Annotated in this window: 11 protein-coding genes, 1 other RNA gene and 1 pseudogene; 9 read left to right on the top strand and 4 right to left on the bottom strand. The window is 44.2% G+C overall.

What is annotated here, in order from left to right:
- The first annotated feature begins 320 nt into the window (after nucleotides 1-320).
- On the top strand, nucleotides 321-998 hold the full coding sequence (ung, locus tag ACL9RG_RS13610) for a uracil-DNA glycosylase (protein ID WP_422793155.1): 678 nt from the start codon (nucleotides 321-323) through the stop codon (nucleotides 996-998).
- An 86-nt stretch (nucleotides 999-1,084) separates the two neighbouring features.
- Here ung and grpE read toward each other — a convergent pair whose 3' ends face one another.
- Nucleotides 1,085-1,666 carry a nucleotide exchange factor GrpE gene (gene grpE / locus ACL9RG_RS13615; RefSeq protein ID WP_422793156.1) on the bottom strand — a complete coding sequence of 194 codons (582 nt, stop codon included), beginning with the start codon at nucleotides 1,664-1,666 and terminating at the stop codon, nucleotides 1,085-1,087.
- A 265-nt stretch (nucleotides 1,667-1,931) separates the two neighbouring features.
- Here grpE and nadK point away from each other — a divergent pair, with 265 nt between their 5' ends.
- From nadK to bamE, 3 genes are all read left to right on the top strand, one after another.
- The gene (gene nadK / locus ACL9RG_RS13620; protein WP_422793157.1) at nucleotides 1,932-2,810 is read left to right on the top strand and encodes an NAD(+) kinase; all 879 of its coding nucleotides are present in this window, start codon (nucleotides 1,932-1,934) and stop codon (nucleotides 2,808-2,810) included.
- Nucleotides 2,811-2,909: 99 nt separating this feature from the next.
- The gene (recN, locus tag ACL9RG_RS13625; protein ID WP_422793158.1) at nucleotides 2,910-4,571 is read left to right on the top strand and encodes a DNA repair protein RecN; all 1,662 of its coding nucleotides are present in this window, start codon (nucleotides 2,910-2,912) and stop codon (nucleotides 4,569-4,571) included.
- A 112-nt stretch (nucleotides 4,572-4,683) separates the two neighbouring features.
- Entirely contained in the window at nucleotides 4,684-5,031 is a 348-nt protein-coding gene (gene bamE, locus ACL9RG_RS13630) for an outer membrane protein assembly factor BamE (protein WP_422793159.1), read from the top strand.
- Between the two features lie 75 nt (nucleotides 5,032-5,106).
- Here the strand turns inward: bamE and ACL9RG_RS13635 are convergent, their stop codons facing one another.
- Entirely contained in the window at nucleotides 5,107-5,391 is a 285-nt protein-coding gene (locus ACL9RG_RS13635) for an RnfH family protein (protein ID WP_422793160.1), read from the bottom strand.
- On the bottom strand, nucleotides 5,384-5,818 hold the full coding sequence (locus ACL9RG_RS13640) for a type II toxin-antitoxin system RatA family toxin (RefSeq protein ID WP_422793161.1): 435 nt from the start codon (nucleotides 5,816-5,818) through the stop codon (nucleotides 5,384-5,386). Before ACL9RG_RS13640 ends, ACL9RG_RS13635 begins: the two co-directional genes overlap by 8 nt.
- Before the next feature lie 157 nt (nucleotides 5,819-5,975).
- Between ACL9RG_RS13640 and smpB the strand changes: the two genes are divergently transcribed.
- From smpB to ACL9RG_RS13660, 4 genes and pseudogenes are all read left to right on the top strand, one after another.
- Complete coding sequence (gene smpB, locus ACL9RG_RS13645) at nucleotides 5,976-6,458, top strand: SsrA-binding protein SmpB (protein ID WP_422793162.1); 483 nt, start codon at nucleotides 5,976-5,978, stop codon at nucleotides 6,456-6,458.
- Nucleotides 6,459-6,507: 49 nt separating this feature from the next.
- Nucleotides 6,508-6,871, top strand: a transfer-messenger RNA (tmRNA) gene (ssrA, locus tag ACL9RG_RS13650).
- A 192-nt stretch (nucleotides 6,872-7,063) separates the two neighbouring features.
- Nucleotides 7,064-8,260: pseudogene (locus ACL9RG_RS13655) on the top strand (integrase domain-containing protein).
- Nucleotides 8,261-8,317: 57 nt separating this feature from the next.
- Nucleotides 8,318-10,834: an SIR2 family protein gene (locus ACL9RG_RS13660; protein ID WP_422793163.1), complete on the top strand. Its 2,517-nt coding sequence runs from the start codon at nucleotides 8,318-8,320 to the stop codon at nucleotides 10,832-10,834.
- A 483-nt stretch (nucleotides 10,835-11,317) separates the two neighbouring features.
- Here the strand turns inward: ACL9RG_RS13660 and ACL9RG_RS13665 are convergent.
- Nucleotides 11,318-12,444 (bottom strand): IS3 family transposase gene (locus ACL9RG_RS13665; protein WP_422793164.1). Its coding sequence is split into 2 segments (ribosomal slippage): nucleotides 11,318-12,186 and nucleotides 12,186-12,444, totalling 1,128 coding nucleotides; the frame shifts between segments, so codons are not numbered across the junction.
- Between the two features lie 496 nt (nucleotides 12,445-12,940).
- Here ACL9RG_RS13665 and ACL9RG_RS13670 point away from each other — a divergent pair.
- The gene (locus ACL9RG_RS13670) at nucleotides 12,941-13,861 is read left to right on the top strand and encodes a hypothetical protein (RefSeq protein ID WP_422793165.1); all 921 of its coding nucleotides are present in this window, start codon (nucleotides 12,941-12,943) and stop codon (nucleotides 13,859-13,861) included.
- The last annotated feature ends 9 nt before the right edge of the window (nucleotides 13,862-13,870 follow it).

Consider the following 13,870-nt stretch of genomic DNA (forward strand, 5'->3'; position numbering starts at 1 on the left):
ATGCTTGCGAGTCAGCGTGGTTAATATTTATTCCCCCCGCGACTCAATTAGCTCATTTATATATCAGCCGTTACGCTAGGTTCTTTGATGCTAATCAATTTCCTAACTGCCAGCGCAGATCCACTGCACGAACTTAATGTTTTATATCAATTTTTCTCTCGGGTGCTCTTCAATTATTTTTGAAATTAATCAAAATAATTTTAATTAATCCCTCCACGTTCTCTGAAAAGACTTGCCCAATCCGTTCTTAGGTTTCACTCAATCCACAGAGCAGGTAAGCTTAGCCGATTGAAGATCCTCTACTTAAATGGAGAACGCTAATGGCTTCCCCTCTAACCTGGCATGACGTGATTGGTCAGGAAAAACAACAGCCTTATTTTGTCGATACCCTGAAATATGTTGCCAGTGAACGCGCCGCAGGAAAAACCATCTACCCGCCGCAGGATGAAGTGTTTAACGCTTTTCGTTTTACCGAGTTGGCCGATGTACGCGTGGTGATTTTGGGGCAAGACCCTTATCACGGTCCGAACCAGGCGCATGGTTTATCATTCTCCGTGAAACCGGGCATTCCTGCGCCCCCTTCTCTGGTTAACATGTACAAAGAGCTGGTCACAGACATTCCAGGCTTTGAAAGACCGAATCACGGTTATTTGCAAAGTTGGGCGGAACAAGGCGTACTGTTGCTCAATACCGTATTAACAGTTGAAGGCGGTCAGGCACATTCGCATGCCAAACTGGGCTGGGAAACCTTCACTGATAAAGTTATCGCCGCGTTGAATGAACATCGTCAGGGGATTGTCTTTTTACTTTGGGGATCGCACGCACAGAAAAAAGGCAGCATTATCGACTCGCAGCGCCATCATATTCTCAAAGCACCGCATCCTTCGCCTCTCTCAGCTCATCGTGGTTTCTTGGGCTGCCAGCACTTCTCCAAAACTAATCAGTTGTTAGAAGCACAAGGCCTGCCGGCGATTAACTGGTTACCGGAACTGCCTTAGAACTTCATTCGTAGCCTACAGCTAAGGCCACGAAAAAGGGCACCATTTCTGGTGCCCTCAGTCTTAAAATCATTGCCAGAAGCGAATTACGCCTTAGCTTTAGATACTGCAACCATCGCAGGGCGGAGCAAGCGACCGTTCAACGTGTAACCTTTCTGCATTACCATCATGACGTGGTTCGGCTCAAGATCGGCAGATTCCATCAAAGTCATCGCCTGGTGCAATTCTGGGTTGAAAGGCACGTGAGTGTCAGAAACCACTTCCAGACCAAATTTACGTACCGCATCCAACAGAGATTTCAGCGTCAACTCAACGCCTTCAATCATAGAAGTCAGGTCGGCGTTAGATTTGTCAGCCAAATCCAGCGCGCGCTCCAGGTTGTCGATAACCGGCAGCAGCTCACCAGAGAACTTCTCCAGAGCAAATTTGTGCGCTTTCTCAACGTCCAGCTCAGTACGGCGACGAATGTTTTCGACTTCCGCTTTCGCACGCAGCAAACTATCGCGTTCACGCTGTTGGGCTTCAACTAACTGGGCTTCAAGTTCTGCAATACGCTGATCGCGAGAGTCTACGACTTCTGCCTCTTCCGCTTCCGTATGCAGGTTTTGTTCCTGATTTAACTCATCTGAGACTTGCTCGTTTGGCGTATTCTGTTCTTTACTGCTCATGAATCTCTCCGCGTTTTCGCTTTAATCTTGCTAGTTGGATTATTATGGGGATCAAAACTGCGGTTTCAAGGCTTGTTTATCCTCACAATAGGACATATACCCAAGAAACTTGAATGATGCATCAAGGCGGCAAGGGCGCGCGTCCCGATGAGCTTACTACGGTCAAATGATTCGGGTAAGTTAGCGGAGCCAACGCAGAGGCAACGTCAAGTATGACGGGTATAACTACGAGTTCGAGCACGCTGTACTAAGGATAACGAAAACGATGAACAAAAAATTCGAGTGTATTGGCATTGTCGGCCACCCGCGTCACCCGTCTGCTCTGGCTACGCATGAAATGCTTTACCACTGGCTTATTTCAAAAGGCTATCAAGTCATCGTTGAACAGCAGGTTGCACAAGACCTCAAATTAGAAAACGCCCAGACCGGCACGCTGGCAGAAATTGGTAAGCTGGCAGAATTAGCCGTAGTCGTTGGTGGCGATGGCAATATGCTTGGCGCAGCTCGGGTGCTGGCGCGCTATGACATCAAAGTTATCGGTATTAACCGCGGCAACCTCGGTTTTTTAACCGATCTGGACCCGGATAACGCCTTGCAACAGCTTGATGATGTGCTGAAAGGCGAATATATCAGCGAACAGCGTTTCCTGTTGGAAGCCACCGTACGTTGTGAAGAAAAACAGAGTCGGGTAAGCACTGCGATTAATGAAGTGGTATTACACCCCGGCAAAGTCGCGCATATGATTGAATTCGAAGTCTATATCGACGACCGCTTTGCTTTCTCACAGCGTGCTGATGGCCTGATTATTTCGACGCCGACCGGTTCAACCGCCTATTCGCTCTCTGGCGGTGGCCCGATCCTAATGCCGACTCTGGAAGCTATCGCGCTGGTGCCGATGTTCCCGCATACGCTTTCTGCTCGCCCGTTAGTCATTAACAGCAATAGCACGATTTGCTTAAAATTCTCACAAGGCAGCAACGATCTGGAAATCAGTTGTGACAGCCAAATCGCCCTGCCTATCCAGCAAGGTGAAGAGGTGATCATCAAGCGCAGCGAATTCCACTTGGATCTCATTCACCCCAAAGATTACAGCTATTTCAATACATTGAGTACGAAGCTTGGCTGGTTGAAAAAGCTATTCTGAGTTTTTATGCAAAAATAATGCGCCAGGTATTTACTGTATATAAAACCAGTTTATACTGTACGTAATTACAGGTCTGTTGTTATGTACAGGAAGGTGATCATGCTGGCGCAATTAACCATCAGTAACTTTGCCATTGTTCGTGAATTAGATATCGACTTTCTTGCCGGTATGACGGCGATTACTGGTGAAACCGGTGCGGGGAAATCCATTGCGATTGATGCGCTCGGTTTATGCCTTGGCAACCGCGCCGACGGCAGCATGGTACGCCTGGGCGCTAACCGCGCTGACATCTGTGCACGCTTCACGTTGGCAGATACACCTTCCGCTAAACAGTGGTTAATCGACAACCAACTCGACGAAGGACAGGATTGCCTGCTGCGCCGCACCATTAGCGCCGATGGCCGCTCTCGCGGTTTCATTAATGGCACGCCGGTTCCACTGTCGCAATTGCGTGAAGTTGGCCAGCACCTGATCCAAATTCACGGTCAGCATGCCCATCAGCTATTACTTAAAGCAGAGCATCAAAAACAGCTGCTCGATGCGTATGCCGACGAGCCGCTCCTGCTGGCACAAATGCGCGATGCCTACCAAAAATGGCACCACAGCTGCCGCATGTTGGCGCAATATCAACAGCAGGTTACCGAACGCGAAGCCCGCCGCCAACTGCTGCAATATCAGCTCAAAGAACTCAATGAATTTGCGCCACAGCCCGGCGAATACGAGCAAATCGACGAAGAATACAAACTGCTGGCTAACAGCGGCCAACTGTTGTCACTGAGCCAAAGCGCGCTGTATATGCTAGCCGATGGCGAAGAGCAAAACATTTCTAGCCTGTTATATAGCGCTAAAAATCAGCTGGCTGAATTAGCCGAGCTGGACAGTAAAATGAATGACTTGATTGTGATGCTCGATGAGGCCTCTATTCAAATCAGCGAAGCCAGCGATGAGTTGCGTCATTACAGCGAAAGGTTGGATATCGATCCAAATCGCCTGTTTGAGTTGGAGCAACGCCTGTCGCGGCAAATGGCGCTGGCGCGTAAACATCAGGTGAGCGCCGAAGAGTTGCCAGAGCTTCATCGTCAACTGCTTGAAGAGCAGCAAGCGCTGGATGAGCATGAAACCAACCAGAGCGCATTAAGCGAGGCGGTACAGGTTCATTATCAGCAGGCGCTGTCTATCGCGCAGCAGCTGCATGACAAACGCCAATATTATGCCGATGAGCTGACATTGCTAATCACTCAAAGCATGCAAGCACTGTCGATGCCGCACGGTAAATTTAATATCGCGGTACAGTTTGTCCCTGAGCATTTGGGATTAGAAGGTGCTGACCGTTTGGAATTCCAAGTCACCACCAACCCAGGCCAACCGCTGCAAGCAATCAGCAAAGTTGCCTCCGGCGGTGAGCTTTCCCGTATTGCACTGGCGATTCAGGTGATCACCGCGAAGAAAATGGAAACCCCGGCGCTTATCTTCGATGAAGTCGACGTCGGTATCAGCGGCCCAACCGCCGCTATCGTCGGCCGCCTGTTGCGCCAGCTTGGTGAATCAACGCAGGTGATGTGTGTGACCCACTTACCGCAGGTTGCCGGCTGCGGACATCAACATTATTTCGTCAGTAAAGAAACCGATGGTCAAGCCACCGAAACCTTGATGAATCGACTGGATAAAAAGGCAAGATTGCAAGAAATTGCCCGTCTGCTGGGCGGTAGCGAAGTGACAAGAAACACGCTGGCTAACGCAAAAGAATTGCTGGCAGCGTAAAAACCTCAACTTTTTTACATTTCTGAGGTCATACTGGTGCCCTGCAAAGGTTTCAAACTGATGAAAGGTCTATTATCATCGGCATCTTATGCCCTAAAGGAATGTAACGACTATGCGCTGTAAAACGCTAACTGCCGCCGCGGGATTACTTTTAATGTTAACTGCGGGCTGTTCCACACTGGAAAAGGTGGTTTATCGGCCTGATATCAATCAGGGGAACTATTTAGCTCCAGCTGATGTACAACGAATTCATACCGGAATGACTAAGCAGCAGGTCGCTTATATTCTGGGTACGCCAATGCTTGACGATCCATTCGGCAACAACGTTTGGATTTATGTGTTCCGTCAGGAACCAAGCCACGAGAACACCACGCAACAAACGCTAACGTTGACCTTCAACGATGCAGGCGTGTTGACCAACGTGGATAACAAACCAAAGCTGGACGGTCAGAAATCGTAATTCCCGTGTGCGATGGTCTATGGTAACTGCCAGAAATCATCTTTCAGGGTAAAAAAATAAGGCGCTCGCAGCGCCTTATTTTTTTGACCGTTCTGCACGCAGTCGGCGCAGCTCTTTCGGGTCGGCAATCAGCGGACGGTAGATTTCGACACGATCGCCATCAGCAAGAGTATCAGCCAGTTTTACCGGGCGGCTATAAATACCAACCTTATTGGTTTTCAAATCAATCTCGCGGCGCACATCCAGCACCCCAGAGGCGAGAATCGCCTGCTCAACGCTGCTGCCCTCTTCGAGTTTCAACGTTCGCACATATTGTCGCTCAGGTAGCGCATAAACGACTTCAACGTTAATCTCAGACACCGTAAACCTCTTTGGCGCGTGAAGAGAATGCCTGCACCATGCTGCCTGCTAGCTCTTTAAAGATTTTGCCAAAGGCCAGTTCAATCAGCTTATTGGTAAACTCAAAATCAAGATTAAGCTCAACTTTGCAGGCTTCCGGGCTCAGCGCGATAAACTTCCATCCGCCCATTAACTTGCGGAAAGGCCCGTCAACCAGCTGCATATCAATACGCTGGTTATTCACCAAGGTATTACGGGTGGTAAACGTCTTGCTGATCCCCGCTTTAGAAACATCAACCGCGGCAACCATCGACCCTTCGTCTTGATCTAAAACGCGGCTCCCGGTGCATCCAGGTAAAAATTGCGGGTAAGCATCAACATCATTTACCAACTTGTACATTTGCTCCACACTGTACGGGACCAAAGCAGAACGGCTAATCTGTGGCATATCATTTTCCAAGTGTCGTAATACGAGCAAATGATACCATTTATCCTTGCTGTGACAAAAATCTCACAATCGGATACCGCACGTCCTGCGAAAAACCAACCGACCTCCGTTACCGGGGATGTCAATCGTCAATGCTTACAGTATAATAAGTGTCACTATGACAAAGAAAAAAACACATAAACCCGGTTCCGCGACCATCGCTATGAACAAGCGCGCTCGCCATGAATACTTCATTGAAGAAGAGATCGAGGCAGGCATTGCTTTACAAGGATGGGAAGTTAAATCCATGCGCGCTGGCAAAGCCAACATCACTGACAGCTATGTTACTTTCAGAGATGGCGAAGCTTTTCTGTTCGGCGCAACCATTCAACCGCTGACCGTCGCATCCAGTCATATCGTATGCGACCCTACTCGTACACGTAAATTACTGCTTAAAAAACGTGAATTAGAAACGTTATTTGGCAAAGTGAGCCGCGACGGTTTCACCGTTGTTGCCCTCTCTCTGTATTGGAAAAACGCCTGGAGCAAGGTCAAAATCGGCCTGGCGAAAGGTAAAAAAGAGCACGACAAACGCGATGACATCAAAGATCGCGAATGGAAAGTAGACAAAGCACGTATCATGAAGAATGCAAATCGCTAAGCCTCTGGCATAGCGCGCATATTTTCTGTTATAGTGCACAACAGTACTTGGGGCTGATTCTGGATTCGACGGGATTTGCGAAGCCCAAGGAGCATGCCGAGGGGCGGTTGGCCTCGTAAAAAGCCGCAAAAAAATAGTCGCAAACGACGAAAACTACGCACTAGCAGCTTAATACCCTGCTTAGAGCCCTCTCTCCCTAGCTTCCGCTCTTAAGACGGGGATCAAGAGAGGTCAAACCCAAAAGAGATCGCGTGGACACCTTGCCTGGGGTGAAAGCGTTAAACCCAATCAGGATAGTTTGTTAGTAGCGTGTCTGTCCGCAGCTAACCGGCGAATGTAAAGACTAGACTAAGCATGTAGTGCCGACGGTGTAGTAATTTCGGACGGGGGTTCAAATCCCCCCAGCTCCACCAAATAATGTTCCGGTTATTACCAGATAAGTCCGGAGAAGTCCTGAAAGCCCGCATCCTTCCTAGGTTTGCGGCTTTTTTGTGTCTGTAGAAGTCCGAGAAGATCCACCTGAAACCGGAGTCTATTGGTATACGAATTGGTATACGCTAAGATGTATACCAATAAACGTATACCAATTAAGGGAAGATCCTTGCATGGCGCGGACTACACGCCCCCTCACCCACACCGAAGTACAAAAAGCTAAAGCCACAGATAAAGACCTCACTTTGCACGACGGTGACGGACTCTTTTTGTAGGTCAAAACCACCGGTAAGAAAATTTGGCGTTTCCGCTATCAACTTCCCAACAGTAACAAACGCACCATGATCAGCCTCGGCGCATACCCTACCCTCTCCCTTGCCGAAGCCAGAGAAATACGCACAGAGAAATTAGCGATGTTAGTCCGTGGGATAGATCCGCAGGCAAGTGCTGATGAAGAGGCTGAGAAGCTCCAAATCGCTCAGGAAAGCATTTTCGTCAATGTTGCACGTAAATGGTTCGAGCTGAAACAAAGTCACGTTAGCGCAGATCACGCGAAAGATATCTGGCGTTCCATCGAAAAGGACATTCTACCCAGCATCGAAAATGTTCCGGTTCAGGAATTGAAGGCACGCACCTTGATTCAAGTGTTGGAACCAATCAAAGCACGTGGAGCGTTAGAGACGGTCAGACGGCTTGTGCAACGCATAAACGAGATAATGATTTACGCGGTCAATGTCGGGTTAATTGACGCAAATCCGGCCTCAGGCATAGGCAATGCTTTCGAACGCCCGAAGAAGCAGCATATGCCGACCATACGGCCCGAAGAACTGCCAAAGTTAATGCGCACCATTTCTATGAGCAACTTATCGATACCAACCCGCTGCCTGCTTGAATGGCAGCTACTGACGCTCATACGCCCTGCCGAAGCATCAGCAACAGCATGGGCAGAGATCGATATAGAGAATAAACAGTGGTGTATTCCGGCAGAACGGATGAAGGCAAAGCGCGAACATATAGTTCCTTTGTCAGAACAAGCTTTAGAGCTGCTGGAAATCATGCGCCCAATCAGTGGCCATCGTCAGTACGTTTTCCCAAGCCGCAATGATCCGCACAAGGCTATGAACAGCCAAACGGCAAATGCTGCTTTGAAACGTATTGGATATGATGGAAAATTAGTCGCACATGGGTTACGTTCAATTGCCAGTACCACAATGAATGAGAGCGGGTTTAATGTCGATGTAATTGAGGCGGCTTTAGCCCATAGTGATAGGAATGAGGTTAGGAAGGCCTACAATCGCTCGACCTACCTTATTCAGAGACAGAGACTTATGGAATGGTGGGGGGAGTATGTATATGGAAAATCCCAGTAGAATTCTAAAAAAACCCGAAAAATAATTTTATAATAATTAACTGCTAGAGGTGAAACTATGGATGCTGAAGTAAAAGAAATAATAATCAAGGAAATATTACCATTAGTTGAAAAGGGTGAACTTGCCTTATTCCTAGGCGCGGGAACTAGTATCGGAACACCATCCATTAATAAAATGACGGTTCCATCAACGTCCCAACTAATCGAGAGAATATGCCAGGCATGTGGCTATGAGGAGAGTGACTATTCCAATACGGATTTGCAAACGGCTTTTGGTACTGGACAAGATGAAATTGATAATTTTGAAAACTTCTTAGTTTCTAATTTCATGTGTGAAAGGCCTTTAAATTGGCAATTAAGTATTTTTAGACTTTGGTGGAGAATAATTTTCACCACAAACATAGATGACATTCCTGAAAAATGTATAGAAATACTTAAAAAAGACGATAAAAGTCACCCTGATTATCATGTATTCAATTATTTAGATAGAGAACCAGTATTTCGTATTCCGACAAGTCCTGAAGTTGTTAAACTTCATGGCTGTGTAAATAAGGTAAAAGATGGTTTTGTATTCGATTCGGTAAGTTATGCAGACAATACAGTTAAACAAAGTGACTGGATAAGTCGATGCGCATTACATATAACTCATGGACACTGTCTTTTCGTTGGGTCAAAATTTAAGGAAAGTGATATTGAATTCTCAATCAGGCAAAGAAAAAATTGGGATCATGCCAGTCCTAACCTGACAAATTGGATAGTCTTAACAGACTTCTCAGCTATGGAGGAAAAATCATACTTAAGAAGAGGGATAAAACCGCTAAAATGCAATGCAGATGAATTATTCAATCTTTTATTCGAGCATGTCCAATATGTGTCACCAACTAAATTTATTAAACGAAAAGCACCTTTCTTGTCACACACAGATTCTAATAGCAAGGCTTTAGCATGGTTCTCAGAGAATTTCGAGTCTGTTAGAGACATGATTAGACATTGGAGTTCTAAGACAGGCCCATACACAAGATTCTACTTTGGTGATATGCCAGACTGGTTTTACATCAGTCACAACGTACCCGCAAAATTCAATACAGTTGATCATATAGTTAATTCAGTATTATCGTTTAAAAGCTCTAACGAAAAAGCAAATCTTATAAATATCATTGGGTCAGTAGGTTCGGGGAAAACCACAGTTGCTTTTCAAGCATTATCAATATTATCGCAAACACAGGATAATATTTATAACTTCATGGGTATTAATGGAATTCACCTTGAACATCTTTGGAGTGTTATTAAAGATATAAAAGGCCTTGTTGTTATATACATCGATTCTGCAGCTAACCATTTTTATGCCGTAAATGATATAATACAAAGATCTTTGGATAACAATACTGGATGCAAACTTTGCATAATAACAGAAGATCGTTCTGTTCAGTACTATCGTAATCATAGGCATTTATATCAAATACCTAATAGAATCATAAACAAAAAAACAATTACCACATTAAATCGTAGTGATGCTGCTAGCCTCTTAAATAAGGCTGACTCATTAGGTGTCATTTATGAGAAATTAAAAGATTTAACCAGTGAACAACGAATTAACAAGGTGATAAATTTCGACAAGGGGTATAACGGTGACCTACTTGCAACATTATATGATCTTTCATCTGGTGAATCATATAGAAAGAAACTCAATGATGAATACCAAGAGATTACCTCGCCTCAGGCTCTGTCTATTTACGAAACTATTTCCCTAGTCACTGCTTGCAAATTACCACTACCACTTAACTATCTTTCTGAAACTGAAAATATATCAATTAGCTCCACCATGAGCTACTTGAAAGAGGATCTTGATGGAAAAATTCATATTCGTGAACATGGAAACTCAATGATAAGTATAACTGCGAGACATTATACTATTGCAGAGTTTCATTTAACAAAATGTTTTACAAAAGAAAAAGTAAAAGACACAATTATCAAACTCATGCATTGTATGTCAAAAAAATTCACTATTGATGATATAAAAATGCATCCGATAAGCTACAGAATTTATCGAAGTATTCTTTCATATCATTTTTTATCAGAACAAATATTTTCTAATAAAGATGATTACAAATATATACATGAAATATATTCAACATGCCAATCATTATACGCTCAAGATGGTGTATTCTGGCTGCAGTATGGCCGTTTTTTGGAAAAGGATTCACAGGTTCCGGAAGCTTTACACTGTTTCAGGAGAGGATTAGATCTCTATGACTCATTCCAGATCAGACATGCCCTCGGCCACCTTCTTTTAAAAAAATATAGAACTGAAGGCATGAGAGAATATGATGAATATCTTGAAGGAATTAGCTGGCTTGAAGGAGAAATCAAAAGCCGTGCAACTGATTCCTACTCTTATACATCGTTATGCTCTGAACTAACAAAAATCATATCACTTTCCCCAAAAAACACACACGCTATCGAGACCTTGAAAAAATATGTCTCACTAGCACTTAAAGAGAACTGTTTTGGGGATGATGCTCTAATCAAAGTAATAACTAATTCAATGAAAGTAATAGGTGGGATCACAAAATAATTCTGGTGCCACTGATTTATTTAAATAATCAGTGGCATAGTAGAAACTAGAAAATCACTTTCATCTGAATCTATATAATACTAAAAAAATCACAAATACAATTATGATGCGTATGCCATATTAATAATATACTTAAGCTATCTGTGCTTACTAGTATGTTATAGATACCTATTTATAACTTCATTGTAGAGTCTAGTTCAAACTCTCCTCAGCGCGCAATGTTACCCGCCTGCCCGCCGCTGGCTTAGCTCACCGGTTTTAATGCATGAAGTAAAATCTCTGAAAGCCAGTGCAGCAAGGGTTTTGAGCCATTTTGAGCACTCCTGATTGCATGCAAATCCAGGCCCCCTATGCATGCGCAAGTCTTTAAAGGCGGCTAGCCAGAAAAGGGGCTGCAGAAACGTAAGCATTGTGGATATGACGTGAAAATGATCTTACCCGTGTAATGTGGACACCGCCCTAAGCGAGATTCTGGTTTTCAAATTATTCCGGGCTTAGACCGCCGCACGCACTGTGGCGACGCCAGCGATTGTAATCGCACTCGATATAATTAAACACCGCCGCCCTCATTATTTCCCTGCTGGCAAAGCGTTCTCCGTGGATACATTCCACCTTCAGTGAATGAAAGAAACTTTCCACGCAGGCATTGTCATAGCAGCAGCCTTTTGCGCTCATGCTCCCGCGCAGATTATGACGTTTCAGCAAGGCCTGATAATGCGATGAACAGTACTGACCACCACGGTCAGTGTGAACAATGACATTTTTCGGACGTTTACGCCGCCAGAGTGCCATTTGCAGCGCATCGCAGGCCAGTTGCGCGGTCATACGCGGCGACATCGACCAGCCAATGAGGGCACGCGACCACAGGTCAATGACCACCGCCAGATACAGCCAGCCTTCATCCGTGCGTAGATACGTGATGTCGCCTGCCCACTTCTGGTTTGGACCACTGGCGTAAAAATCCTGTTTCAGCAGGTTCTCTGACACGGGCAAGCCGTGCTCACGGTAACTAACCGGACTGAACTTGCGGCTCGCTTTCGCCCGCAGTCTCTGACGGCTCAGGCTGGCGGCAATAGTTTTGATGTTGTATTCCGGCAGTTCGTCAGCAAGACGAGGTGCACCATGACGCTGTTTTGCCTCAGTAAATGCCTTACCGACTGCCTCATCGCAGACGAGACGAAACTGCTGGCGTGGGCTTATCCGATGGCGACGTAGGCACCAAGCATACCAGCCGCTTCGAGCAACCCGAAGTACACGGCACATAGCTTTGACGCTGAACTCAGCCTGATGTTTTTCGATAAAGACATACTTCATTTCAGGCGCTTCGCGAAGTATGTCGCGGCCTTTTGGAGAATGGCGAGTTCCTCGGCCTGCTCCGCAAGTTGCCGCTTAAGGCGGGCAATTTCAACAGACATTTCCTGCTCACGTTCGGAAGATGAATGAGTATTTTTCAGCTTGCTGCGCCAGGCATAAAGCTGTGATTCATAAAGACTGAGTTCACGGGCTGCGGCGGCAACGCCAATACGTTCCGCGAGTTTCAGGGCTTCCTGGCGGAATTCAGGTGTGTGTTGCTTACGTGGTTTCTTATTGGTTGATACTGGTTTTGTCATGAGTCACCTCTTACTTAAGAGTTTACTCACTTAGTCGCGTGTCCACTATTCACGGGTAGGATCATATTTCTGGGACTTGTTTAGGCAATTCTGATGCTTGTGCCAATGAAACAAAACAACTAAAGGAGTAAAGGAGTAAAGGAGTAAAGGAGTAAAGGAGTAAAGGAGTAAAGGAGTAAAGGAGTAAAGGAGTAAAGGAGGGGTTTAATATTCATAATGATCTCATTTGTGGTGTGCAATCGATGAAGCTATTATAATATATTGCTTGCAGAATGACATGTTTTTATAGAAAACTGAAATATATACCCACTGGCATTTGTACTACATCCACTAAATTCGAAATATACATCATTTAAAATGGAAAAAAAACATCCTTTTTATTATGTTTTAAGATTAATGATTACATTATTTTCACCCAATGAAAAATTAATTTAGCTGTGCTATTATAAGGAAAGAGATAAAATTTAGATCTATATCCCTCACAGGTGATTTTAATATGTCAAAAAGCAACTACAAGTTTGATCGCTGGATTCCTCAATCACAGTCATCTTGGGCATGGCGAGTATTTAAAAAGCATAACAATGAATTATTGAGAATGCTAATAACATTTGATAATAGTCATAAATTTACCTATAGCAACCTGAAAGAAAAAGGGGCAAATTTTGAATCTGAGGTTATCAGTTACTTTGATTCATCTCTCAAATTAAAAGGGCATATGAATGATACTAGATTTAAAAATATCAAAGAATGGAGCAATTCTTTCAATGAATTACAAAACTGGATGAATCTCAATGCACTTCTTGCAATGATGTCGAACTTAGAAACGTATATGGCAACAGTCATTCCTTTAGCTATAGAATCTGACATTGGTGTTCTGTACGGTGTTTCAAAGAGAATAGATGGTATTGAGCTGCTAAAATATGATAAACAAAAAAACCATGGTATAAAAGAAATGGTTATAGGTTGTACTAAAGGAACATGGCAATCAAGAGTGAATACATATATAAAAATTTTCGACCATGCTCCGGATAAACTTATCAAAAACATATCTGAACTGGATAAAATGCAAGATATAAGAAATAAAATTGCTCATGCTTTTGGTAGAGACATTGAAAGCTCCAGAGCAAATGGTAAAATCACTACATTACCCAGTGAAAAAATAAAAAATGATAAATTAATTGAATTTCAAACAACCGTATGGCAAACAGCCAAAGTTATAGATTTTCACTTGCAACATTCTCATATCGGTGAATACTTAAGAGTCCTTTTCTATCATAATATTCAAAATAATTTAAACACAACACTTCATAAAAATGAAAAGGCTGTTATTTTAAAAAAAAGGATTGGTAAATTTGGCGACGTTTCTGCAGGTAAAGAATTTTGCCAAGGTTTAGTAGAGTACTATGATAAACTTTAATATACAATG

This window comes from Rouxiella sp. Mn2063 (assembly GCF_049319665.1).
Classification (GTDB): domain Bacteria; phylum Pseudomonadota; class Gammaproteobacteria; order Enterobacterales; family Enterobacteriaceae; genus JBMOUD01.

Excerpts from the sequence above, each read along its gene's own strand:
- nadK (WP_422793157.1), top strand. The coding sequence starts at position 1,932 with ATGAACAAAAAATTCGAGTGTATTGGCATTGTCGGCCACCCGCGTCAC.
- ACL9RG_RS13640 (WP_422793161.1), bottom strand. The coding sequence starts at position 5,818 with ATGCCACAGATTAGCCGTTCTGCTTTGGTCCCGTACAGTGTGGAGCAA.
- smpB (WP_422793162.1), top strand. The coding sequence starts at position 5,976 with ATGACAAAGAAAAAAACACATAAACCCGGTTCCGCGACCATCGCTATG.
- recN (WP_422793158.1), top strand. The coding sequence starts at position 2,910 with ATGCTGGCGCAATTAACCATCAGTAACTTTGCCATTGTTCGTGAATTA.
- bamE (WP_422793159.1), top strand. The coding sequence starts at position 4,684 with ATGCGCTGTAAAACGCTAACTGCCGCCGCGGGATTACTTTTAATGTTA.
- ACL9RG_RS13670 (WP_422793165.1), top strand. The coding sequence starts at position 12,941 with ATGTCAAAAAGCAACTACAAGTTTGATCGCTGGATTCCTCAATCACAG.
- ung (WP_422793155.1), top strand. The coding sequence starts at position 321 with ATGGCTTCCCCTCTAACCTGGCATGACGTGATTGGTCAGGAAAAACAA.
- grpE (WP_422793156.1), bottom strand. The coding sequence starts at position 1,666 with ATGAGCAGTAAAGAACAGAATACGCCAAACGAGCAAGTCTCAGATGAG.
- ACL9RG_RS13660 (WP_422793163.1), top strand. The coding sequence starts at position 8,318 with ATGGATGCTGAAGTAAAAGAAATAATAATCAAGGAAATATTACCATTA.